At 70.4% G+C, this 23,375-nt stretch carries 18 protein-coding genes; 5 read left to right on the forward strand and 13 right to left on the reverse strand.

Annotated features, from left to right (window positions below):
* Positions 1 to 324: 324 nt before the first annotated feature.
* From AAG801_RS25385 to AAG801_RS25445, 13 genes are all read right to left on the reverse strand, one after another.
* Complete coding sequence (locus AAG801_RS25385) at positions 325 to 909, reverse strand: restriction endonuclease (protein WP_341890872.1); 585 nt, start codon at positions 907 to 909, stop codon at positions 325 to 327.
* Positions 910 to 941: 32 nt separating this feature from the next.
* On the reverse strand, positions 942 to 1,973 hold the full coding sequence (locus AAG801_RS25390; protein WP_341890873.1) for a hypothetical protein: 1,032 nt from the start codon (positions 1,971 to 1,973) through the stop codon (positions 942 to 944).
* The gene (locus AAG801_RS25395) at positions 1,970 to 2,557 is read right to left on the reverse strand and encodes a TIGR04282 family arsenosugar biosynthesis glycosyltransferase (RefSeq protein WP_341890874.1); all 588 of its coding nucleotides are present in this window, start codon (positions 2,555 to 2,557) and stop codon (positions 1,970 to 1,972) included. The genes AAG801_RS25390 and AAG801_RS25395 overlap by 4 nt, the downstream gene beginning before the upstream one ends.
* Before the next feature lie 26 nt (positions 2,558 to 2,583).
* Positions 2,584 to 3,264, reverse strand: coding sequence for a TIGR04283 family arsenosugar biosynthesis glycosyltransferase (locus AAG801_RS25400; protein ID WP_341890875.1), 681 nt, complete (start codon positions 3,262 to 3,264; stop codon positions 2,584 to 2,586).
* Positions 3,261 to 4,028 (reverse strand): hypothetical protein, encoded by a 768-nt coding sequence (locus AAG801_RS25405; protein ID WP_341890876.1) that lies wholly within the window; start codon positions 4,026 to 4,028, stop codon positions 3,261 to 3,263. Before AAG801_RS25405 ends, AAG801_RS25400 begins: the two co-directional genes overlap by 4 nt.
* A gap of 9 nt (positions 4,029 to 4,037) precedes the next feature.
* Positions 4,038 to 7,658 carry a hydantoinase B/oxoprolinase family protein gene (locus AAG801_RS25410; protein ID WP_341890877.1) on the reverse strand — a complete coding sequence of 1,207 codons (3,621 nt, stop codon included), beginning with the start codon at positions 7,656 to 7,658 and terminating at the stop codon, positions 4,038 to 4,040.
* The gene (locus tag AAG801_RS25415) at positions 7,655 to 8,635 is read right to left on the reverse strand and encodes a TRAP transporter substrate-binding protein (protein ID WP_341890878.1); all 981 of its coding nucleotides are present in this window, start codon (positions 8,633 to 8,635) and stop codon (positions 7,655 to 7,657) included. The genes AAG801_RS25410 and AAG801_RS25415 overlap by 4 nt, the downstream gene beginning before the upstream one ends.
* A 23-nt stretch (positions 8,636 to 8,658) precedes the next feature.
* Positions 8,659 to 9,951 carry a TRAP transporter large permease subunit gene (locus AAG801_RS25420; RefSeq protein ID WP_341890879.1) on the reverse strand — a complete coding sequence of 431 codons (1,293 nt, stop codon included), beginning with the start codon at positions 9,949 to 9,951 and terminating at the stop codon, positions 8,659 to 8,661.
* A 16-nt stretch (positions 9,952 to 9,967) separates the two neighbouring features.
* A complete protein-coding gene (locus tag AAG801_RS25425; protein ID WP_341890880.1) occupies positions 9,968 to 10,474 on the reverse strand; it encodes a TRAP transporter small permease in 507 nt (168 codons plus the stop codon).
* Between the two features lie 19 nt (positions 10,475 to 10,493).
* Positions 10,494 to 11,456, reverse strand: coding sequence for a TRAP transporter substrate-binding protein (locus tag AAG801_RS25430; protein ID WP_341890881.1), 963 nt, complete (start codon positions 11,454 to 11,456; stop codon positions 10,494 to 10,496).
* A gap of 32 nt (positions 11,457 to 11,488) precedes the next feature.
* Positions 11,489 to 12,298, reverse strand: coding sequence for a putative hydro-lyase (locus tag AAG801_RS25435; RefSeq protein ID WP_341890882.1), 810 nt, complete (start codon positions 12,296 to 12,298; stop codon positions 11,489 to 11,491).
* Positions 12,299 to 12,373: 75 nt separating this feature from the next.
* A complete protein-coding gene (locus tag AAG801_RS25440) occupies positions 12,374 to 14,134 on the reverse strand; it encodes a GGDEF domain-containing protein (RefSeq protein ID WP_341890883.1) in 1,761 nt (586 codons plus the stop codon).
* Positions 14,131 to 15,096, reverse strand: coding sequence for a LysR family transcriptional regulator (locus AAG801_RS25445; RefSeq protein WP_341890884.1), 966 nt, complete (start codon positions 15,094 to 15,096; stop codon positions 14,131 to 14,133). Before AAG801_RS25445 ends, AAG801_RS25440 begins: the two co-directional genes overlap by 4 nt.
* A 120-nt stretch (positions 15,097 to 15,216) precedes the next feature.
* Between AAG801_RS25445 and AAG801_RS25450 the strand changes: the two genes are divergently transcribed.
* The 5 genes from AAG801_RS25450 to AAG801_RS25470 all read left to right on the forward strand — a co-directional run.
* Positions 15,217 to 16,185 (forward strand): TRAP transporter substrate-binding protein, encoded by a 969-nt coding sequence (locus tag AAG801_RS25450; protein WP_341890885.1) that lies wholly within the window; start codon positions 15,217 to 15,219, stop codon positions 16,183 to 16,185.
* A 4-nt stretch (positions 16,186 to 16,189) separates the two neighbouring features.
* A complete protein-coding gene (locus AAG801_RS25455) occupies positions 16,190 to 16,699 on the forward strand; it encodes a TRAP transporter small permease (RefSeq protein WP_341890886.1) in 510 nt (169 codons plus the stop codon).
* Positions 16,692 to 17,993 (forward strand): TRAP transporter large permease subunit, encoded by a 1,302-nt coding sequence (locus AAG801_RS25460; protein ID WP_341890887.1) that lies wholly within the window; start codon positions 16,692 to 16,694, stop codon positions 17,991 to 17,993. Before AAG801_RS25455 ends, AAG801_RS25460 begins: the two co-directional genes overlap by 8 nt.
* 756 nt (positions 17,994 to 18,749) lie before the next feature.
* A complete protein-coding gene (locus tag AAG801_RS25465) occupies positions 18,750 to 20,642 on the forward strand; it encodes an ATPase, T2SS/T4P/T4SS family (protein WP_341890889.1) in 1,893 nt (630 codons plus the stop codon).
* A 116-nt stretch (positions 20,643 to 20,758) separates the two neighbouring features.
* Positions 20,759 to 23,375 (forward strand): calcium-binding protein (locus tag AAG801_RS25470; RefSeq protein ID WP_341890888.1); only part of this gene is annotated, 2,617 nt, incomplete at its 3' end.

A 23,375-nucleotide genomic window follows, 5' to 3' on the forward strand; every position in this document is an offset into this window, starting at 1 on the left:
ACCGGCATGCCACCGCTGGTTCAGCAAAGGCGCGTGCGGCCAGGCTGGAGCGCGCCTCTGAGGCGCTGAGCAGCGCAGGGCTTGCGGCAGGCGCGCGGCAGCGCGCGTCGTAGACTGACTTGCCGCCGGCTGTCTGAGCGAAGCGAACGAAGTGAGCGCAGCGAGTTGGGCGGCCTGCCGCGAGACCGAGCAGCGCAACGAAGTCGGCCCACCGGGCCGACCGCCGAAGCGAAGCGCGGAAGCCTGTCCGCACGCGCCTTTGCCGCGCCGACCTCAACCCGCACAGCAGACGTCGAACTTCCGTATAGGGCCGCGAGCAGCCTCTCAGCGCGCCACCGGCAGCAAGCCCCTCAGCCCCTGTGCCAGTTCCGCCGCCTGCCACACCGCGATGCGCTGCTGCGCGGCGAAGGGCACGGCGTTTTCACTCAGTTCGCCCAGGCCGATGTAGAGCGCGTCGGCCGCCTCGGCGCCTTCGCGCGCCGCCTGCAGCGCACGCAGCGCCTCCAGCCCGGTGCGCGCCGACTTCCAGCGTTTGGCGCTGACCAGCATGCGCCGGCCCTGGCGCTCCAGTTCGAAGTCGTAGGCCGCATGCTGGCGCCGCTGCACGGTGTAGCCGTCGCGCACGAAGGCCTTCTCCAGCAGCGCGGCGAACTCGGCCCAGGCCATGCTCGACAGCGCCGCCTGCGCGCGCTCCACCTGCGCCGCGCTGGGCCGGTGCCACTGCTTGACGAAGGCGATCACGCCGACCACCACGAAGGGAAAGCCCGACACCGCGCCGGCGACACGCCAGCCGTCGGGCAGCAAGGCTGCGGCCACCGCGCCGATCGCCACGGCAATGGCGATGCTGATCCACCACGGCGAACGCAGCAGGATCGCGAACAGCGAATTCGGGGCCATCTTGAACTTCACGCGGGGCTCTCCTTGGATGCGAGCGCGCGAGTCTACGCGGCAAGCGCGTCCAGTTCGGCCATCACCCTGGCCACGCCGTCGGGCGACAGGTAATCATCGACGCGGCCGCGCACGTGGGCGATCAGCGCCGCCTCGCTCTTCTCGCCCGACCAGTCCTCGCCATCGCCGGCCGACTTCGCCGCGCGCGAGGACAGCACGCGCCACTTGGCGCACCAGGTCGCCGACCACAGCCACATCGCGCTGCGCAGCGGCAGCAGCCAATCGCGCCAAGCCTCGCTGCCGCGGCACAGCGACTGCCAGTGCGCGAGGAAGCCTTGCACCTCGGCCACCGACAGCACCGCCGAGGAGGCGAGGTCCCAGGTGGTCGAGGTGTAGAGCGTGGCATGCGCCAGGTCCAGCGGCGGCAGGCTGTAGCGCGCCTTCTCCAGATCGACCAGCACGGCGCGGCCGTCGCTGCGCACGATGAAGTTGCCAGGGTGGGCGTCGAAAGCGATCAGTCGCTTGGGCGGCCGGTCGGAGCGCGCGCACAGCGCGGCCAAGGCAGCGCGACGCGCATCGATGGCGCGGCGGCTTGCCGGCGCGAGCTGCGCCGCGTCGAGGTACACGGCCTGGGCATCGATCTCTTCGCGCAGATCGGCCAGTGGATCGAGCGCATCGAGCAGCGGCACTCGTGCCTCACCGTCCGGCAGCGCCAGCGAGTGGATTGCCGCCAGCGCCTCGGCGATGGCCGGCAGGTCCCGCGGCAGCCGCGCCGCAGCTCCGACGATCTCCTCGACCAGCAAAGCGCCACGCGGCAAAGCCGCCGAGGTTGGCAACACACCCTGCAGCCGCGGCGCATGGCCACTCGCCGACGCCCGCTCGAAGCAGGCGGCCTGGTAGGCGAGGTTGGCGGCCGCGCTCAGGTCCATCTGGCTCTGCTTGGGGATGCGCGCGAGCACGCCCGTGCCCACGAGCCGCAGGTGCGCATGCGCGAGGCCGCTGTCGGGAAGCAACTCGAGCGGTGCGCCGGCCCACGGCGAGCCGGCGTCGATCAGTGCCGCATCCAGCGCCTCGGCCAGGCTCATGCCCAGCCTCGCCCGGCCAGGTGCACCAGGTCCGCCGGTTCGTCGATGTCGTGCAAAGGCGGCAGTTCGTGCCAGCGCAGGCCGCCTTCGCGCAGGCGCTCGCGCGTGATCGCCATCACCTGCGACGTGCTCCACGGCATCGCGTCGAACAGGCGTGACTCGGCGCGGCGCAGGCCAATCAACGCATAGCCACCGTCGTGGGCCGGTGCGAACACCGCGTCGTGCGTGGCGAGCGCATCGGCGGCGGCGCGCAGGACGGCCGCGTCGAGATCGGGCGCGTCGGTACCGATCAGCACGGCCGAGTCGCATGAGGCGAGAGCGCGTTCGAAGGCCCGTCGCATGCGCGCGCCGAGATCGCCCTCGCCTTGCGGATGCAACGACAGGCGCGGATCCGTCGCCAGCGCGGTGAACGCTGGATGCGACACATCCGGCGCACCGCACAGCGTCACCGGGCCGAGCCCCGCAGCAAGCGCTTCGCGCACCGCATGCGCCAGCATGCGCGCCGCCAGCGCCGCAGCGCCTTCGGCACCCAGCGCAGGAATCAGGCGCGTCTTCGCCAGGCCCGCCACTGGCGCCTTGGCCATGACGATCACTGCGCAATGTCTGTCGGTCAGCGGTACCACGGGGCCAGTCTATCGGCGCTCACGCCCAGCGCGTAAAGCAGTCGAAGCCGCCACATCAGCAGGATGGTCCGCCACACGCCACGCTGCTCCCAGCGGCGGCCGGAGGTGGTGACCCGTTCACGCAGGCAGACGGGGCCGCGCAAGCGCTTGAGGCGGATCGACAGCTCGATGTCCTCCATCAACGGCTGGTCGGGAAAGCCGCCCGCCGCATCGAAGGCAGCGCGGGTCATGAACATCGCCTGGTCGCCGGTGGCGATGCCGCTCCAGCGCGAGCGGCGGTTCATCAGCGCGGCCACCACCGGCAGCCAATCCGAGCGGCCCTCGATCACCACGTCGAAGCGGCCCCAGGCCTGCGGGTGCGTGGCCAGCGCGGCGGCGATGAGTTCATCGGCTCGCTCGGGCAGGCGCGTGTCGGCGTGCAGGAAGAGCAGGTGCGGCGCACTCGCCACCGCGGCGCCGGCGTTCATCTGCCGCGCCCGGCCGCGCGGGCCGTCGACGATGCGGTCGGCCAGCGGGCGGGCGAGCGCGATCGTGTCGTCGCGGCTGCCGCCGTCGACGACGATCACTTCGGCACCGCGCGCGCGCAGTGGTGCCAGGGCGGCCAGCGTGGCCTCGATACCGCCCGCCTCGTTCAGCACCGGCACCACGATGCTCAGCGACGCCGTCATGCCGCGCTCGCCACGCGCCGCTGCGAGAGCGCGTAGAGGCTGATCGCCACCGCCAGCGCGGCGCCCCAGGCCGCGGCATAGGCGGCCGCTTCCGGCCACACTGCGAGCCCGAGGTAGAGCATCACGAAGAAGGCGCCGAAGCCCGACAGCCCGCGCACGAAGCCACGCAGCAGCGCCACCGTGGCGGCGGCGCCGTAGCGTGGCAGCGTGAAGCAGGGCAGCACGTTGCCGGTGATCGGCACGGCCAGCAGCAGGCCGCTGAACCAGGCCGGCGCCACGCCGGCGCTGCGGATGATCAGCCAGGCCACCGCCACCGCTGCGGCCACACGGCAGGCCAGCTCCATCTGCGGGATCGCCACCGCGCCGGGCACGACGGGCAGGCGCGGCATCAGCCGGCCGCCGATCGCGAGCACGGCCAGCGCCAGCGCACAGGCCAGCGCTGGCGGCAGCTGCACCAGCGGCAGCAGCGCACCCAGCCCGAAGAAGGCCAGGTTGGCCAGTGCGAGTGCGATCCACCAGGGCCAGCGTGTCGCGCTCCAGGCGAACACGACCAGGTGCGCCACCGTGGCCGGCAGGCACACCAGCGTGGCCAACGCGATGTCGCGCACGCTCGCGGTGGCGGCCTGCAGCAGCACGAAGCCCATGATCGGGCCGGCGATCATCGGCAGCCCGGCCAGCGTGCCGCCCACCGCGTGTCCGAAGCGCCGCGCCGCCAGCGACGACAGCAGCGCCGACGCGGCGACCAGCAGCAGCTTCAGCAGCATCGGGCGAGGTCAGCCGGGCGTGCCGTAGCCGCCGCCGCCGGGCGTCTCGATCACGAACACGTCGCCCGGGTTCATCTCCACCGAACCGATGTGGCCGAGTGTCTCGACACGGCCGTCCACGCGCTCGACCCGGTTCGCCCCCGGCTGCCCCGGCTGCCCGCCGGCCATGCCGAAGGCACCGTGGAGGCGGCCGTTGGACAGGATCGACGCGGTCATCGCCTCGAGGAAGCGCACGCGGCGCGTGCCGCCATTGCCACCGGTCCACTTGCCCGCGCCGCCCGAGCCGGCGCGGATCGCGTAGCTCTCCAGCCGCACCGGGAAGCGGAACTCCAGCACCTCCGGGTCGGTCAGGCGCGAGTTGGTCATGTGGGTCTGCACGACGCTCGTGCCGTCGAAGCCCGGGCCGGCGCCGCTGCCGCCCGAGATCGTCTCGTAGTACTGGTGGCGCGCGTTGCCGAAGGTGAAGTTGTTCATCGTGCACTGGCCGGCGGCCATCGCGCCCAGCGCACCGTAGAGTGCGTTGGTGATGCAGGTCGAGGTCTCGACGTTGCCCGCCACCACGCTGGCCGGCGGGCGCGGGTTGAGCATCGAGCCTTCGGGGATGATCACGCGCAAGGGCTTCAGGCAGCCGGCATTGAGCGGGATGTCGTCGCCCACCAGGGTGCGGAAGACGTACAGCACCGCGGCCATGCACACCGCGGTCGGCGCGTTGAAGTTGTTCTCCAGCTGCGCGCTGGTGCCGCTGAAGTCGATCTCGGCACTGCGCTGCGCAACGTCGACGCGGATCGCCACCGCGATCTGCGCGCCGTTGTCCAGCGGCAGCGTGAACGCTCCGTCCTTCAGCTTCGTGATCACCCGCCGCACCGATTCCTCGGCGTTGTCCTGCACGTGGCGCATGTAGGCCTGCACGACGTCGAGGCCGAACTGCGCCACCATCTTGCGCAGCTCCTGCACACCCTTCTCGTTGGCGGCGATCTGCGCCTTGAGATCCGCCAGGTTCTGTGGCGGGTTGCGCGAGGGGTACTCGCCGCTGGCCAGCAGGGCCAGCATCTCGGCCTCGCGCAGCCGGCCCGCCTCGACCAGCTTGACGTTGTCGATCTGCACGCCCTCTTCCTCGATGCGCGTGGAGAACGGCGGCATCGAGCCCGGCGTGGTGCCGCCGATGTCGGCATGGTGGCCACGGCTGCCAACGTAGAAGAGGATGTCCTTCCCCGATTCGTCGAACACCGGCGTGACCACCGTCACGTCGGGCAGGTGCGTGCCGCCGTGGTACGGGTCGTTGAGCGCGTAGACGTCGCCCGGCTGCATGCGCCCGGCGTTCCCTGCAAGCACGGTCTTGATCGACTCGCTCATCGAGCCCAGGTGCACCGGCATGTGCGGCGCGTTGGCGATCAGCTGGCCTTGCGCATCGAACAGCGCGCAGGAGAAGTCCAGCCGCTCCTTGATGTTCACCGAGTACGCGGTGTTCTGCAGCTGCAGGCCCATCTGCTCGGCGATGTTCATGAAGAGGTTGTTGAAGACCTCGAGCATCACGGGGTCGACCGTGGTGCCGATGGCGCGGCGCTGCTCGCGCGGCTGCACCCGTTCGAGTACCAAGTGGTCGAGCGCAGTCACGCGCGCGCGCCAGCCGGGCTCGACCACGGTGGTGGCGTTCTTCTCGGCGATGATCGCCGGGCCGTCGATGAAGAGGCCGGGCTTCGCGACCTCGCGCACCACCAGCGCCGCATCCCACCAGCGGCCGCCGCTGAACAGCTTCACCGACTCTTCGGCCGGCATGGTCGCCGGGGCCAGCGTGGCCTGCGGCGTCTCGGCCGGCGCATCGCCGGCACCCACCGCCTCCACCGACACCGCTTCCACCACCAGCGCGCGCTCCTTCATCAGGAAGGCGAAACGCTGCCGGTAGGCCGCCTCGAAGGCCGACTGCACCTCGACCACCGAGCCGAAGGGCACGACCAGCGCCGAATCGGTGCCCTCGTAGCGCACGTGAACGCGCCGGTGCGTGCGGATCTCGCCGCCGCTGACACCTTGCCGGTGCAGTTCGCCTTCGGCCTCCGCAGCCAGTGCATCCAGCCGCTGCGCCACCGTAGGCAGCGCCTCGGCCAGCTTCAGCTCGACGGCTGCCTCGCGCATCACGCTCTGGTCCGCGAGACCCATGCCGTAGGCCGACAGCACGCCGGCCAGCGGGTGCGCGAACACCCGGTCCATGCCCAGCGCATCGGCCACACGGCAGGCATGCTGGCCGCCGGCGCCGCCGAAACACTGCAGCGTGTAGCGCGTCACGTCGTAACCGCGCGCCACCGAGATCTTCTTGATCGCGTTGGCCATCGCGCCGACGGCGATGTCGATGAAGCCCTCGGCCACTTCCTCGGGCGAGCGCTGCGTGCCGGTGGCCTGCGCGATGCGCTGCGCCATCTCGGTGAAGCGGGCCACCACCACCTCGCGGTCCAGCGGCTGATCGGCGTTCGGGCCAAACACCTTCGGGAACCACTTCGGCTGGATCTTGCCGACCATCACGTTGGCGTCGGTCACCGCCAACGGCCCCCCGCGGCGGTAGCAGGCCGGGCCGGGGTTGGCACCGGCGCTCTCCGGCCCGGCGCGGAAGCGCGCGCCATCGAACGAGAGGATGGAGCCGCCGCCAGCCGCCACAGTGTGGATGCTCATCATCGGCGCGCGCATGCGCACGCCGGCCACCCTGGTCTCGAAGGCGCGCTCGAATTCACCCGCGAAGTGGCTGACGTCGGTGGACGTGCCGCCCATGTCGAAGCCGATGACCTTGTCGCCGCCGAGATCGTTCTTCGCCAGCTGCGCGGTGCGCACCATGCCGACGATGCCGCCGGCCGGGCCGGAGAGGATGGCGTCCTTGCCCTGGAAGGCGTGCGCATCGGTCAGGCCGCCGCTGCTCTGCATGAAGAACAGCTTCACGCCGGGCATCTCGCCGGCCACCTGCTCGACGTAGCGGCGCAGGATGGGCGACAGGTAGGCATCGACCACCGTGGTGTCGCCGCGGGACACCAGCTTCATCAGCGGGCTGACCTCGCTGGACACGCTGACCTGCGTGAAGCCGAGCTCGCGCGCCAGCGCGGCGGCCGCCTGCTCGTGCGCCGGGTAGCGGTAGCCGTGCATGAAGACGATGGCGACGCTGCGCAGGCCGGCGTCGAAGGCGGCCCAGAGCCGCTCGCGCAGGTGCGCCAGGTCCAGCGGCTCGACGACGGCGCCGTCGGCGCCGATGCGCTCCTGCGCCTCGATCACCCGCGTGTAGAGCAGCTCCGGCAGCACGATGTGGCGGTCGAACAGGCGCGGCCGGTCCTGGTAGGCGATGCGCAGCGCGTCGCGGAAGCCGCGTGTGGTGACCAGCAGCGTCGGCTCGCCCTTGCGCTCGAGCAGCGCGTTGGTGGCTACGGTGGTGCCCATCTTCACGCACTCGACCCGGGCCGGCGTGATCGGCTCGCCGCGCTTCAGGCCGAGCAGGTGGCGGATGCCGGCCACGGCCGCGTCGCGGTACTGCTCCGGGTTCTCCGACAGCAGCTTGTGGGTGACCAGCGATCCGTCCGGCCGCCGGCCGACGATATCGGTGAAGGTGCCGCCGCGGTCGATCCAGAACTGCCAGCGTGTCGAGGAGGATGTATTCATGACGTGCTCGATGAATGGTACGGGATGAAGATGGCGTTCGCCTGCGGGCCGACCTCGCGGATCCACTCCAGCGCAAAGCGCTCGCCCAGCCTGCGCAGGTGCAGCGCCAGCGGCGGCGCCGGCAGCTCGACCTTGACGCCGTGGCGGCGCAGTTCGTCCACCGAGTCGCGCGCCGCCTGCCGGCTGGCCGCCCAGCCGCGCGCCTCGGCCTGCGGGGCGCTGGCCAGCAGCGTCTCGCGCGCCGGTGCCGGCAGCGAGCGCAGTGCCGCCTCATCGGCGAACACCGCGTTCTTCGGGAACCAGGCGTTGATCTCGTAGAAGAACTTCAGCCCATCCCAGACGCGGTTTTCCACGCCGGTGACGGCCGAGGTGATCATCGCGTCGATGCGCCCTTCCGTCACCGCGCGGCCGACATCGATCATCGCCACGTCCACCGGCGTGGCGCCGAGCAGTTCGGCGATGCGCACGGTGGTGGCGTTGTAGGTGCGCATGCGCAGGCCACGCAGGTCCTGCACCGAGGCGACGGGCTTGCTGCAGTACAGCCCCTGCGGCGGCCAGGGCACGGCGAACAGCAGGCGCAGGCCGCGCGCGGCAAAGGCCGGTTCCACCAGCGGCCGCTGGTGCAGCCACAGGCGCTGCGCATCGTCGTAGTGGCGGGTGACGAAGGGCACGGCATCGGCGCCGGCAATCGGCATCTCCTTCGCCAGGCCGGTCATGATGACCTCGCCCATCTCGGCGCGGCCCTCGCGCACCGCGGCCGGAATCTGCGCCAGCGGCGCCAGGCTGCCGTTGGCCTGCAGTTCGATGTGCAGCGCCCCGCCCGAGGCCTGCTCGACCTGCCGGGCCCAGGCCAGCAGGTTCTGCCCGTGGAAGGACTCGGCGCGGTAGCCGGTGGCCAGCCGCCAGGTGGCAGTCGCGCGGGCCTGGCCGGCCAGCAACGCCCCTGCCGCGGCCTGCAGCATGGTTCGTCTGAGCATGGTGTCTCCTCGGGGGCGAGCCGCTACATCTGCGACGGCATCCAGGTGGCGATGCCGGGCACGAACCACAGCAGCAGCACGAAGGCGAACATCAGCAGGAACAGCGGCATTGAACGCCGCGCGATCCAGGTGATGTCGCGCCGCGTCAGACCCTGCAGCACGAAGAGGTTGAAGCCCACCGGCGGCGTGATCTGCGCCAGCTCGACCACCAGCACGACGAAGATGCCGAACCAGATCAGGTCGAAGCCGGCCTTCTGCACCGTGGGCATCAGCACCGCCATCGTCAGCACCACCATCGAGATGCCGTCGAGGAAGCAGCCCAGCACGATGAAGAAGGCCACCAGCATCAGCATCAGCGCGAAGGGGCTGAGGTTCAGGCTGCCGATGAACTCGGCCAGGTGGCGCGGCAGGCCGATGAAGCCCATGGCCAGCGTGAGGAAGGCGGCACCGGCGAGGATCAGCCCGATCATGCAGTAGACGCGCGTGGCCGCCGCCAGGCCCTCGCGCAGGTGCTTCCAGGTGAGCGAGCCTTCCACCGCGGCCAGCCCCAGCGAACCGGCCACGCCCAGCGCTGCGGCTTCGGTGGCGGTGGCCACGCCGGTGTAGATGGAGCCGAGCACCAGCGCGATCAGCGTGACCACCGGGATCAGGTGGCGCGACTCGCGCAGCTTCGCCAGCAGCGGCAGCGGCGCATCGGCCGCCGGCACCTGTTCCGGGTGACGCAGCGCCCAGACCACGATGTAGCCCATGAACAGCAGCGCCAGCAGCAGGCCCGGCAGCACGCCGGCAATGAACAGCTTGGCGATCGAGACGTTGGCCGCCACGCCGTAGACGATCATGATGATCGAGGGCGGGATCAAGAGGCCCAGCGTGCCGGCACCGGCCAGGGTGCCTACCGCCATGCCGTCGGGGTAGCCGCGACGCTTCAGCTCGGGCAGGGTGATCTTGCCGATCGTTGCGCAGGTGGCCGCACTCGAGCCCGACACCGCCGCGAAGATCGCACACCCGATCACGTTGGTGTGCAGCAGCCGCCCGGGCAGGCGGTTGATCCACGGCGCCAGGCCGCGGAACATGCTCTCCGACAGCCGGGTGCGAAACAGGATCTCGCCCATCCACAGGAACAGCGGCAACGCGGTCAGCGTCCAGCTCGAGGTGGAGCCCCAGATGGTCAGCATCATGCTGTCGCCCACCGGCCGCTGCGTGAACAGCTCCATCGCCACCACGGCCACGCCGAGCAGCGCCAGGCCGATCCACAGCCCGGAGCCGAGCACGACGAGCAGCAGCGCGATCAGGAAGATGGTGATCAGCAGGTCCATGGCGGTACCCGTGGCCTCACTCGATGTGGGCGGCTTCGTCGGCCGGCCGCTCGACGAAGTACGGTCGCGCCGTCCAGCGCGCCCACATCGCCTCGGCCAGCGACAGCGCGAAGCCGACACAGCCCAGCGCCATCGCGACCTGCGGAATCCACAGCGGCGTCGCGTCGGCCGACGAGGACACGTCGTGCATCTGCCGCGACAGCCACACCAGCCGCAGTGCGTAGACCGCCATGTAGATCGCCAGTGCCAGGCCGGCGGCGAGCGACCACCACTCCAGCACCGAGCGGCCGCGCGGCCCGAGCTTCTCGAGCAGCAGCGTCACGCGGATATGCTCCTGGCGGCGCAGCGTCTGCGGCAGCGCGAGGAACAGCGCGGCGGCGATCGCGTAGCCGGCGTAGGCGTCCAGGCCGGGGATGTCCCAGCCGGCCAGGCGCGCAACCACGCCGAGGCCGACGCAGACGAAGGCGGCAACCATCGCGAAGGCGGCGAGCACGGCCAGCAGGCGGTCGAGGGCAGCGCTCACGGGCGGCTCACTTGGAGGCTCACTTGGAGTACGCGTCGATGATGGCCTGCCCGTCGGCGCCGGCCTGCTTGAGCCACTCGGCGGTCATCGTCGTGCCGATCTTGCGCAGCGCGCGCGCCAGCGGTTCGCTCGGCGCGGCCACCTTCATGCCCTTGGCGGCGAGTTCCTTCAGGTACTCGTCGTTCTTGCGCTCGCTGGTCGCCCAGCCGCGCGATTCGGCGGCGGCCGCCGCCTTGAGCACGGCGTCCTGCGTCGGCTTGTCGAGCGCGTCGAAGGCCTTGCGGTTGACGACGACGGCGTTCTTCGGCAACCAGGCATTGACGCTGTAGAAGTGCTTGACGCTCTCGTACAGCTTCATCTCCACGCCGCTGGCGCTGGAGGTGAGGAAGTTCTCCACCGTGCCGGTGGCGATGGCCTGGCCCAGTTCGGCAAGCTGGATGGTGGTGGGCTGCGCGCCGGCGAGCTGCGCGATGCGCGAGGTCGCCGGGTTGTAGGCACGCATCTTGGTGCCCTTGAGGTCGGCGATGGTCTCGACCGGCTTGGTGCTGTACAGGCTCTGGCCCGGCCAGGGCGAGACGAACAGCAGCTTCATGCCCTGCGCGGCGAGCAGCTTGTCGATCGTCGGCCGCGCGGCTTCCGACAGGCGCCGGGCGGCCGGGTAGCTGTCGGCCAGGAAGGGAATCGAGTCGACGCCGAACAGCGGGTTCTCGTTGGCCGCGCCGGAGAGGATGAACTCGCCGGCCTGCGTCTGCCCGCTCTGCACGGCACGCTTGATCTCGTTGGCCTTGTACAGCGAGCCGTTCGGGTGCAGCACGATCTTCAGCTTGCCGCCGCTGGCCTGAGCCACCTCGGTGGCGAACTGCTGCACGTTCTCGGTCTGGAAGCTGGCCGCGGCATAGCCGGTGGGAAGGTCCCACTGGGTCTGGGCGTGGACCGCGGCAGCCAGCGTGGCGCCGGTAAACGCAAAGGCGAGACGTTTCATCGAGGACTCTCCCGAAGTGAGGTGAGCGGGTTTCAGAAGCTGGCCAGCTGATGGTTCAGCAGGTCGGTGATCAGCATCGCGCCGGGCGCGTGGGTGATGCAGAAGTCGGGCTTGGCCTGGGCGATGGCCGCCTGCGGCGTCACCCCGCAGGCCCAGAACACCGGCAGTTCGCCAGGCAGCACCTCGACGGCGTCGCCGTAGTCGGGCCGCATCAGGTCGCGGATGCCGATCTGCGCCGGGTCGCCCAGGTGCACCGGCGCGCCGTGCACGTCCGGGAAGCGCGAGGTGATCTGCACCGCGCGGATCGCCGCGGACGGGGCCAGCGGGCGCATCGTCACCACCAGCGGACCGGCGAAGGGCCCGGCCGGCTCGGTGGCAACGGACGTGCGGAACATCGCGACGTTGCGCCCCTGCTCGACGTGGCGCAGGCGGATGCCTTCGTCGCGCAACGCCTGCTCGAACGAGAACGAGCAGCCGAGCACGAAGCTGACGAGGTCGTCGCGCCACAGTTCGCTGATGTCGGTCGGCTCGTCGACCAGCTCGCCGTCGCGCCAGACGCGGTAGCGCGGCACGTCGCGGCGGATGTCGATATCGGCGCCGAGCTTCGGCAGCGCGTGCACGCCGGGCTCGCTCACCGCCAGCAGCGGGCAGGGCTTGGGGTTGCGCTGGCAGTAGAGCAGGAAGTCGTCGGCCCAGCGCTTGGGCAGGATGACCAGGTTGCCCTGCACATGGCGCTCGGCGATGCCGCTGGTGTGCTGCGTCCAGCGGCCGGCGCGGATCAGCGCACGGGCCTGGGCCGGTGTGGCGTCGTGGATGTCGCAGATATCGGAGAGCGGGTGCATGCGGCGCATTCTGTTGCCGCGCCCGGCACCGGACAAACGAGATTTTTTTCTAAGTCCTGATCGATTTTTCCGATGTCACGCCGGCTTCGCGGCGGCGACCTCGACGCAGTTGCGCCCGCCGTCCTTGGCGGCGTAGAGCGCGGCATCGGCACGGGCGAGCAGCGCCTCCAGCCCGTCGGCGGCATCGGCCGACGCGGCGACGCCGGCCGAGAAGCTGCACGAGAACGAGCCGCCCGCTGCGGTGTCGAAGCTCAGCGCGCGAAACCGCTGCAGCAGCTGCTCCAGGCGCGCCGCGGCCTGCGCGGCGTCGGCGCCGGGCATCAGCAGGACGAATTCCTCGCCGCCGTAGCGGCAGACGATGTCCTCGGCGCGCGTCGCGGCCCGCGCCAGGTCGGCGAAGGCGCGCAGCACGCGGTCGCCGGCGTCGTGGCCGTGGCAGTCGTTGACCTGCTTGAAGTGGTCGAGGTCGACGACGACCACCGCCAGCGGCTCGCTGCGGCGGCGCAGCAGCGCCAACAGCGACGCGCCGGCCTCGAACAGGTGGCGCCGGTTGTGCAGCCCGGTCAGCGGATCCTCCAGCGCCTGTGCGCGCAGTTGCCGCTGCAGGCGCTCGTTCTCGGCCACCTGCGACTGCAGCGAGACGTTCAGCGCCTCCAGCCGCGAGGCCAGTTGCCGCGCCGCGTCACGCTCCCATTCGGCCTGGCGCAGCCGGTGCGAGATCTGCAGGCTGAGGCGGCGCGCCTTGGCGGCCCGCCCGAGCAGGCGCTCGTAGGTCGACCAGGCCTCCTCGAGCAGCGCATGGGCACGTTGGTGCTCGCCCACCGCGGCGGCGGCCTGCGCGGTGACCCGCAGCAGGTCGACGCGGTCGATCGCGCCGGTGCTCGCCGCATCGTCCTGCTGCAGCTGCTCCTGGCGGGCCAGGCACAGGCGCAAGGCCTCGGCCGCCTGGCCCCGATGGAGCAGGATGCGCGCGCGCAGGCCCACCCGGGCGGTGGACTGCTCGTTGCTCATCGCGTCGACATGGTCCTCGTCGCCGAGCGCCGCGTCGGCCTCGTCGACCAGCCCGTTGTCCAGCAGCGCCTGGGCGATCTCCTCGTCGCGGTGCAGCGCCGGCAGGTCGTCTTCGCGGATGCGGGCGATCAGGTGCTGACGCGCCACCGCGAGCCCTTCGCCGGCACGGCCCATCAGGCACAGGCACTGCGTCAGGTTGCCCGCCGCGTAGATGATCTGGCGCCGCGAGCCGAGTCGCAGCGCACCCTGCAGGCACTCCTCGAGCATCGGCAGCGCATCTTCGAGGTTGTACAGGTCCGACTGGGTCGAGCCGAGGTTGTTCAGCGCGTTGACCAGCAGGCTGTCCTCGCCGCTGCGCCGTGCGAGATCAAGCGCCTGGTGGAAGAAGTCGAGCGAGCCGTCGTCGTCGCCGCGCATCGACACCACGATGCCCAGCGCTGCGGCGGTCAGGTAGGCGTCGGCCGCCGGACGTTGCTCGGCGCGCGCGTGCAGCGCACGCAGCAGCGCTTCGGCGTCGGCCAGCCGCCCTTCGCGACGCAGCCACTGCGCACGCACATGGTCGACCAGCGCGACAGCGCGCGGTTCGCCGCCGGCGGCATCAAGCTGGGACTGCGCGGCCTGAAGCTGCCGCAGGCCCTCGCCGACATCGCCCTCTCGCAGCTCGAACAGCGCGCGCACGGCGTGCGCCACCGCCCGATCGGCGGCGTCGCTGGCGGGCGATTGCAGCACGTCGTCGGCCAGGCGCGACGCCGCGGCGCCATCGGCGATCAGGATCGCCAGCGCACGATCGTTGCGGTCGCCGGGCGACGCGGGTTCGGTGGTCATGGGTCAGCTCGGGTGCGCCGTTTCGGCGCCACCCCGCTACCGTTATCGGCACGTCGTGCGGCCGCTGTAGCCCGCGCCGCGGCCGGCGCGGCACCGGCGAATGCCAGCACCGCCTCGATCACGTCCGCCGGCACGCCGTTGCCCGGGTCGTGGCGGTAGCTCAGGTGCACCGGCAGCGGCGTCAGCGCCACCTCGCAGGGCAGGGGCTTGAGCGGCAGCCGCTCGGCCAGCCGCATCACCGCCGCCCTGGGCAGGGTGGCCACGCCGAAGCCCCCTTCGACGAGCTGCACCATCGCCGAGATCGACGAGATGGTGTGCACCCGCGGCGGCTGCAGGCCGGCGCGGCGGAACAGGTCGATCAGCGCCACGTGCGGCTGCGAGCCGCGCTGGAAGGTCAGCAGCTCCAGAGCGGCCAGGTCGGCCAGCGCATAGCGGCGCTTGCGGTGCAGTTCGCGGTGGCCGACGAAGACCATCTCCATCGGCGGCAGCGCCCGGCTGCGCAGCCCGTCGCCCGCCGCCGGCAGCGCGGCGAAGGCCAGATCCAGCGTGCCGCGGCGCACCTGCTCGACCAGCACCGGCGTGGTTTCCACGGTCAGCTCGAGCTCGAAGCCAGGCTGCGTCTGCCGCATGTGCTGCACCCATTCGATCAGCCAGGAGTGCAGCACCGATTCGATCGCCCCCAGCCGCAGCGACAACGCGCGCGCCGTGGCCGAGCCCATCTCCGACTTGATCTCGCGCTGCATCGCCAGCAGCCGCTCGGCATAGACGAGGAAGCGCGAGCCGGCCACCGTCAGGCGGATCTGCCGGTCGCGGCGGTCGAGCAGCAGGGCGCCGAGCTCCTCCTCCAGCGCCGCGATGCGGCTGGACATCGCCGACTGCGTGATGAACAGCTTCTCCGCCGCGCGCGACATGCTCTTGAGCGAGGCCACCCAGTAGAACGCCTCGACGAAGCGCAGGTTCACCCGGATCTCCTCGCCATGGTGCATCGGCCCGGCACGCGCATTGCTGGTGCCGGGAAGTCACGCAGACGACGCTTCGCCTGCCGAGCTTATTCTCCAGCCTTCTTCTCACCGGGAGACCCCATGTCCTTGCGTTCCCTCCTCGCTGCCGCCGCACTGCTCGCCGCCGGCCCCGCCCTGGCCCAGACCAAATGGGACCTGCCCGCCGCCTACCCGGCGACCAACTTCCACAGCGAGAACCTGGCGCAGTTCGCCGCCGACGTCGACAAGGCCAGCGCCGGCAAGCTGAAGATCACCGTGCACGCCAATGCGTCGCTCTTCAAGGCACCCGAGATCAAGCGCGCCGTGCAGGGCGGGCAGGCGCAGATCGGCGAGATCCTGCTGGTCAACTTCGCCAACGAGTGGCCGATCTTCGGTGCCGACGGCCTGCCCTTCCTGGCCGACAGCTACGACAGCGGCATGAGGCTCTACCAGGCGCAGAAGCCGCTGCTGGAGAAGAAGCTCGGCGAGCAGGGCCTGATGCTGCTGTATTCGGTGGCCTGGCCGCCGCAGGGCATCTACGCGAAGAAACCGATCGCCTCGGCTGCCGACCTGAAGGGCATCAAGTGGCGCGCCTACAGCCCGGCCACCGCGCGCATCGCCGAACTGGTGGGCGCTCAGCCGGTCACCGTGCAGGCCGCCGAGTTCGCGCAGGCGCTGGCCACCGGCGTGGTCGAGAGCACGATGACCTCGGGCGCCACCGGCGTCGACAGCAAGCTCTACGAGCACCTGAAGTACTACTACGACACCCAGGCCTGGCTGCCGAAGAACGCGGTGATCGTCAACAAGGCGGCCTTCGATGCACTCGACAAGTCCACCCAGGCCGCCGTGCTGAAGGCCGGCGCCGACGCCGAGGCGCGCGGCTGGACGGCCAGCCGCAAGGTCAACACCGACACGCTGGAGAAGCTCAAGGCCAACGGCATGCAGGTGCAGCCGCCCTCGGCCCAGCTCAAGGCGGACATGCAGAAGGTCGGCCTGACGATGCTCGGCGAGTGGCTGGACAAGGCCGGCCCGGAAGGCAAGGCACTGGTCGACGCCTACAACAAGAAGTAGTCCGGTGCGCCGCGCGCTCGACCGCCTGTACGACGGCTGCGCCGCACTCGCGGCCTGCTTCATGGTGGGCCTGCTGGTGTCGGTGCTGCTGTCCATCCTCGGCCGGCAGCTGCACTTCAACATCCCCGGCATCGACGCCTACGCTGGCTACCTGATGGCCGGTGCGGGTTTTCTGGCGCTGGCGCACACGCTCAAGCGCGGCGAGCACATCCGTGTCACGCTGCTGGTCGGCCGGCTCAGCGGGCGCGCCCAGCGCGTGATGGAGTTGTGGGCGCTGTTCGCCGCCTCGCTGCTGGCGGGCCTGACCGCCTTCTACAGCGTGCGGCTGTCGTGGCAGTCCTGGCAGTTCCACGACATCTCCACCGGCAACGACGCCACACCGCTGTGGATCCCGCAGCTGGCGATGGCGCTGGGCACGCTGGTGATGGCGGTCGCCTTCGTCGACGAACTGGTGCTCGAAGCCCGCGGCCGACGCCTGGCCACCCTGCCCGAGGAAGCGACCCGCAATGAATGACCTGGGCATCATGGTGCTGCTGGTCGGCGTGCTGTTCCTGATCCTGGCCAGCGGCGTGTGGATCGGCCTGACGCTGTCGGGCGTCGCGTGGATCGGCATGCAGTTGTTCAGTTCGCGCCCGGCCGGCGATGCGATGGCCGTGACGATCTGGGGCTCCTCGTCGAGCTGGACGCTGACCGCCCTGCCGCTGTTCGTCTGGATGGGCGAGATCCTGTTCCGCACGCGGCTCAGCCAGGACATGTTCCGCGGCCTGGCGCCGTGGATGCAGTCGCTGCCCGGGCGGCTGCTGCATGTCAACGTCGCCGGCTGCGCGATCTTCGCGGCGGTGTCGGGCTCGAGCGCGGCCACCTGCGCGACCATCGGCAAGATGAGCCTGCCCGAGCTGCAGCGGCGCGGCTACCCGGAGATGATCTCGCTCGGCTCGCTGGCCGGCGCCGGCACGCTCGGCCTGCTGATCCCGCCCTCGATCATCATGATCGTCTACGGCGTGGCGGCCGACGTCTCGATCGCACAGCTGTTCATCGCCGGCGTCATCCCGGGCATCCTGCTGGCCGTGCTCTTCTCGGGCTGGATCGCCATCTGGGCGATCACGCACCCGGGCCAGATCCCGCCCGCCGACGCTAGGCTGAGCTTCGTGCAGAAGCTGCGCGAGTCGCGCCACCTGATCCCGGTGGTGCTGCTGATCGCCGCGGTGCTCGGCTCGATCTACGGCGGCATCGCCACCGCCACCGAGGCCGCGGCGCTGGGCGTGCTGGGTTCGCTGGCACTGTCGGCCGCACAGGGCTCGCTGTCCTGGGCCACCTTCCGCGATTCGCTGCTCGGCGGCACGCGGCTGTATTGCATGATCGCGCTGATCCTGGCCGGCGCGGCCTTCCTGACCTTGTCGATGGGCTACATCGGCCTGCCGCGCCACCTGGCCGAGTGGATCGGCTCGCTGGGCCTGTCGCAATGGCAGCTGGTGCTGGCGCTGAGCCTGTTCTTCATCCTGCTCGGCTGCTTCCTCGACGGCATCTCGATGGTGGTACTGACCATGGGCGTGATCATGCCGACCATCCAGAAGGCCGGCATCGACCCGCTGTGGTTCGGTGTCTTCATCGTCATCGTCGTCGAGATGGCCCAGGTCACGCCGCCGGTGGGCTTCAATCTGTTCGTGCTGCAGGGCATGACGAAGAAGGACATCGCCACCATCGCTCGCGCCGCCTTCCCGTTCTTCCTGCTGATGGTCGGGATGGTCGTGCTGCTGTACCTGTTCCCGCAGATCGTCACCTTCCTGCCCGAGCAGATGAAGAACTGACCGGCCGGCGCCGGCCTTTTCCGGCGATCGCGGCGGGGGCGTCGCGAGCAGCATCGAGACTGCGACCGTGTGCGTGTGCGCGGCGCAGACGCGAGGATTGCGATGACCGACCTGTCCGCCCCCCTGGAATGGAAGCTGCCCGGCGCTGCCGGCGTGGCTGTCGCTTCGCGTGCCGAGCCCGACAAGCTCAGCCGCGAGGCCTTCGCGTGGCCGACACCGCCGTTCGCCAGCTACCCGGCTGCGACGCCGCAGACCGATCCGCTGCCCTGCGAGATCCTCGGCCTGAACGACAAGCAGATGACCGGCCGGCTGACCTTCTTCGTGCCGGAGGAGTCGGTCGCCCACGTGCAGATCCCGCCGGCGCGCACCACGCTGCCGCTGCGCTTCGACCAGTTCCGCGCGCTGACGCTGGCCACGCCGCTGGAGCCGAAGGCGATGGAGAGCGCCGACCCGCATGCCGAGCTGCTCGGCCAGCGCAGCCGCAGCGACTACGGCCTGCGCTGGCGCGGCGGCGGGGAGTCGCGTGGCCAGACCATCGGCCATGTCGAGACCGAGCACGGCTTGTTCCTGTTCCCGCCGCTGGACGAGCACGGCCGCGTCAAGCGCATGTTCGTGCCGCGCGCCGCCTACGAAAGCCACGAGATCGGCCCGCGCATCGGCGAGGTGCTGCTGGCGCAGAACCGCGTCACGGCGCAGCAGGTCGAGCAGGCGGTAGACGCGCAGAAGTCACTGCGCAGCCAGAAGCTCGGCGACATCCTGCTGCTGCGCCAGGTCGTCTCGCCCGAGCAGTTGTTCGAGGCGATCGACCGGCAGGCGAAGATGCCGATGGTGCGTGTCGGCGAAGCGCTGCTGTCGCTGGGCATGATCACCGACGAGCAGCTCCAGGAGGCACTGCAGCAGCAGGCCCAGGACCGCAGCGTGCCGCTGGGCGAACTGCTGGTGCGCATGGGCGTGGTCTCGCGCGCCGACCTGCAGGTGGCGCTGTCGCGCAAGATGGGCTATCCGCTGGTCGACCTCGAGGCCTTCCCGGTCGAGGCCGAGGCCCTGCGCAAGCTGCCCTTCGAAGCCGCATCGCGGCTGCGCATGATGCCGCTGCTGATCCGCGATGGTCGCCTGGTGGCCGCGCTCGACGACCCGGCGCGCCGCCGCGCCGCCGTCGAGGAAGCGGAGTTCATCGCGCAGACCAAGGTCGTGCCGGTGCTCGCCCAGTGCCGTGATCTCGACGCGTTGATGCACGCGGCCTACGACAAGATCGGCGGCCTGCTGCCGGGGCGCTTCCCCGAGACCGATGGACTGCAGCCGATCGAGTTCCAGCTCACCGACACCGACAAGCTGATCGAGACGCTGGAGCGCGAGGGCCAGCGCCCGGCGGGCGACGACGACCTGCAGCAGATCGAGCAGAGCGACAACTCGCTGGTGCGCCTGATCAACAACATGATCGCCGAAGCGCACAAGGACGGCGTCTCGGACATCCACATCGAGAGCTACCCGGGGCGCGAGAAGATCCGCATCCGCTTCCGCAAGGACGGCCTGCTGCGCACCTACCTCGAGCTGCCGGCGAACTACCGCAACGCGATGATCGCGCGCATCAAGATCATGTGCGACCTCGACATCAGCGAGAAGCGCAAGCCGCAGGACGGCAAGATCAACTTCGCCAAGTTCGCGGCCCAGCACCGCATCGAGCTGCGCGTGGCCACCATCCCGACCAACGGCGGGCTGGAGGACGTGGTGATGCGCATCCTGGCCTCGGCCAAGCCGATCCCGCTGCCGCGCATCGGGCTGTCGGAGCGCAACCTCGCCGAACTGCAGCGCGTGGTCGAACGGCCCTACGGCATGGTGCTGTGCGTCGGCCCGACAGGCTCGGGCAAGACCACCACGCTGCACTCGGCGCTGTCTCACATCAACGTGCCCGAGCGCAAGATCTGGACCGCCGAGGACCCTGTGGAGATCACCCAGCCGGGGCTGCGCCAGGTGCAGGTCAACCCGAAGATCGACTGGACCTTTGCGAAGGCGCTACGCGCCTTCTTGCGCGCCGACCCGGACGTGATCATGGTCGGCGAGATCCGCGACACCGAGACCGCGCAGACCGCGGTGGAAGCCTCGCTGACCGGCCACCTGGTGCTGTCGACGCTGCACACCAACAGCGCGCCGGAGACGGTGACGCGACTGCTCGACATGGGCATGGACCCGTTCAACTTCGCCGACTCGCTGCTGGCCGTGCTGGCGCAGCGCCTGGTGCGCCGGCTGTGCGGCGAGTGCCGCACCAGCCGGCCGGCCACCGACGAGGAGGTCGAGGAACTGCTGTCCGACTACATGCACGGCTTCGGCGAGGCCGACTCGCCGCTGGCGCGCGACACGACACGCCAGGCCTGGATCGACCGCCACGGCCGCGACGGCCGGCTGCACATGCACCATGCGCCGGGCTGCCCGAACTGCGACAACACCGGCTACCGCGGCCGCGCCGGCGTGCACGAGCTGATGGTGGTGTCGCGTGCGATGCGCCGGCTGATCCAGACCGGCGCCCGCGCCGAGGCCCTGCAGGAGACGGCGCTGCGCGAAGGCATGCGCACGCTGCGCCAGGACGGCATCGAGAAGGTCTGGGCTGGCGTGACGACGATCGACGAGGTGCGGGCGATCAGCAACGTCTGACCCCGAGCTTCCGGGGGCGGGCGTGCATCGGCGCGAATCGTGTGTAAGCTCCGCGGCGTCGCGCGTGCGCTCATGCCGGGCGGCCTGCCCCTCGAGACCATGCCGCGACCCGAACGATGAGCCCAGCCCGTTCCCTGCTTTCCCTTCCGACGTCTGCAGTCGGAACCCTCGATCTGATCGAAGGCGACGAGGGTGACGACTCACTGACCGGTACGAGCGGCAACGATGTGCTGCGCGGCCAGGGCGGCAACGACACGCTGCTGGGCGGTGACGGCGATGACCTGATCGCTGGCGGAGCCGGCAACGACAGTCTCGACGGCGGCGCCGGCTTCGACTGGCTGGACTTCAGCGACACCGGCGGCGCCGTGTTGGTCAACTTCGGCGGTTTCGATGGCGTCGGCACGGCGCTGTGGGCGGCCGGCGAGGACACGCTCACGGGCTTCGAAGGCATCATCGGCAGCGCCTTCGACGACAGCATGATCGGCAGTTCCGCCAGCAACGTCTTCATCGGCGGCGCGGGCGACGACACCATGCATGGCGAACTCGGCAATGACCGCGTCGAGTACCGTGCTGCGGCGGGCGCGGTGGTGATCGACCTGGCGGCAGGCTACGCCACCGGCGGCGCCGGCCACGATCTGCTGTTTGGCTTCGAGAACGCCTACGGCTCGGACCTGTATGGCGATGTACTCCGCGGCGAAAACGGCGCGAACGAACTGCGCGGATTCGGCGGCAACGACTCGCTGCTCGGGGGCGGCGGCAACGACACGCTGATCGGTGGGGATGGCGACGACAGCGTTTTCGGCGAAGGCGGCGAGGATCTGCTGCAGGGGGGGCTTGGCGACGACAGCTATCGCGTCGACTATGCAGTCAACGAGCACGACACGATCGCCGACGATGGCGGTGACTCGGACACGCTCTCCGTCGATGCCACCGGCTTCGCGACCCCCTCGCTGCACCGCGCTGCGGGCGCCCTGGTCCTGGAGTTCTTCGACAACATCGATGGGCAGGGAGTGACGCGGATCCTGGAGGTGGTCGATCACGAAGGCAGCGGACGCATCGAGGCCATCGCCTTGGTGTTCTCCCTCGAGCTGCCGACGCCGCTTCTCACCCTGGCCGACGGCGCAGCCGGCACGGCCAGCAACGACGCCGTGGCCGGAACGGCGCTCGCCGACTCCCTGACCGGGCTGGCTGGCAACGACAAGCTCTGGGCCTACCTCGGCAACGACCGCGTCGACGCCGGCAGCGGCAACGACCTGCTGTTCGGCGGTGCCGGCGGCGACACACTGGTCGGCGGCAGCGGGGCCGACACGATGTACGGCGAGGCGGGAAGCGACGTGTACTACGTCGACAGTGCCAGCGACCTCGTCGACGAGCGGGTGAGCAACGGCATCGGCGGCCTGGTCGATGCGGGCGGGAACGACAGCGTCCATGTGTCCATCAGCCAGTCCGGTGCGACCTATGTGCTCGGCGACTACATCGAGAACCTTGTGCTGGAGGGCTCCGCATCTCTGAATGGCACCGGCAATGCGTTGGCCAACCGCATCACCGGCAACGCCGCTGCCAACATCCTCGATGGCGGCAGCGGTGCCGACACGTTGACCGGCGGTCTCGGCAACGACACCTACGTCGTCAACAGCCGACTCGACGTGATCTCCGAGACCAGCACGCTGGCCACCGAGATCGACACGGTGCGCAGCAGCATCAGCTTCACCCTCGGCGCCAACCTCGAGCAGCTGACACTGACCGGCACTTCGGCACTCAACGGCAGCGGCAATGCGCTGGCCAACCGGATCTCCGGGAACGGTGCCGCAAATCTGCTCACCGGTGCGGCGGGCGCCGATACGCTGGTCGGCGGCGCCGGCAATGACACGATGGACGGCGGCACCGACAACGACCTGTACTACGTGCAGCAGTCCGGCGACCGCGTGGTCGAGGCCACGGCCGGCAGCAGCGGCGGCATCGACACGGTCTACAGCTACCTGAGCAGCCATACGCTGGCCACCAACGTCGAGTACGGCGTCGTGCGCGCCACTGGCACCGCCAGCCTGAGCGGCAACGCGCTGGCGAACCGGTTGACCGGCGGCGCCGGCAACAACGCACTGGACGGCGGCACCGGCGTCGACACGATGATCGGCGGCGACGGATCGGACACCTACTACGTGCGCCAGATCGGCGACCTGGTCACCGAGACCAACGCAACGGCCAGCAGCGGCGGGACCGACACCGTGCGCAGCTACCTCGGTTCGTACACGCTGACGGCCAACGTCGAGCGAGGCGTCGTCGCCGTGACCACGACGGCGAACCTGACGGGCAACGGCCTGGCCAACCTGCTGACCGGCGGCACGGGCGCCAACGCGCTCAACGGCGGCGCCGGCAACGACACGCTGGTCGGCGGCGCGGGCAACGACATCCTCACCGGCAGCTCCGGCAACGACGTGTTCCGTTTCACCGTGGCGCCGAACGCCTCGACCAACGTCGACCGCATCACCGACTTCTCCGCGGTCTACGACACCATCCAGTTGGAGAACGCCGTCTTCACCAAGCTGGCCAGCACCGGCACACTGTCGGCGAGTTCCTTCCGCGCCGGCGCCGCCGTGAAGGCGATGGACAGCAACGACTTCGTGCTCTACGACACCGGCACCGGCAAGCTCTACTACGACGCCGACGGCAGCGGCTCCGGCGCCGCCGTGCAGATCGCCCTGCTGACCGGCGCTCCGGCGATCACCAGCGCCG

Source organism: Variovorax sp. YR752, from assembly GCF_943372545.1.

Coding starts and splice junctions, on each gene's coding strand:
- AAG801_RS25390 (WP_341890873.1), bottom strand. CDS start 1,973: ATGAGCCTGGCCGAGGCGCTGGATGCGGCACTGATCGACGCCGGCTCG.
- AAG801_RS25395 (WP_341890874.1), bottom strand. CDS start 2,557: ATGGCCAAGGCGCCAGTGGCGGGCCTGGCGAAGACGCGCCTGATTCCT.
- AAG801_RS25400 (WP_341890875.1), bottom strand. CDS start 3,264: ATGACGGCGTCGCTGAGCATCGTGGTGCCGGTGCTGAACGAGGCGGGC.
- AAG801_RS25405 (WP_341890876.1), bottom strand. CDS start 4,028: ATGCTGCTGAAGCTGCTGCTGGTCGCCGCGTCGGCGCTGCTGTCGTCG.
- AAG801_RS25410 (WP_341890877.1), bottom strand. CDS start 7,658: ATGAATACATCCTCCTCGACACGCTGGCAGTTCTGGATCGACCGCGGC.
- AAG801_RS25415 (WP_341890878.1), bottom strand. CDS start 8,635: ATGCTCAGACGAACCATGCTGCAGGCCGCGGCAGGGGCGTTGCTGGCC.
- AAG801_RS25420 (WP_341890879.1), bottom strand. CDS start 9,951: ATGGACCTGCTGATCACCATCTTCCTGATCGCGCTGCTGCTCGTCGTG.
- AAG801_RS25430 (WP_341890881.1), bottom strand. CDS start 11,456: ATGAAACGTCTCGCCTTTGCGTTTACCGGCGCCACGCTGGCTGCCGCG.
- AAG801_RS25435 (WP_341890882.1), bottom strand. CDS start 12,298: ATGCACCCGCTCTCCGATATCTGCGACATCCACGACGCCACACCGGCC.
- AAG801_RS25440 (WP_341890883.1), bottom strand. CDS start 14,134: ATGACCACCGAACCCGCGTCGCCCGGCGACCGCAACGATCGTGCGCTG.
- AAG801_RS25450 (WP_341890885.1), top strand. CDS start 15,217: ATGTCCTTGCGTTCCCTCCTCGCTGCCGCCGCACTGCTCGCCGCCGGC.
- AAG801_RS25460 (WP_341890887.1), top strand. CDS start 16,692: ATGAATGACCTGGGCATCATGGTGCTGCTGGTCGGCGTGCTGTTCCTG.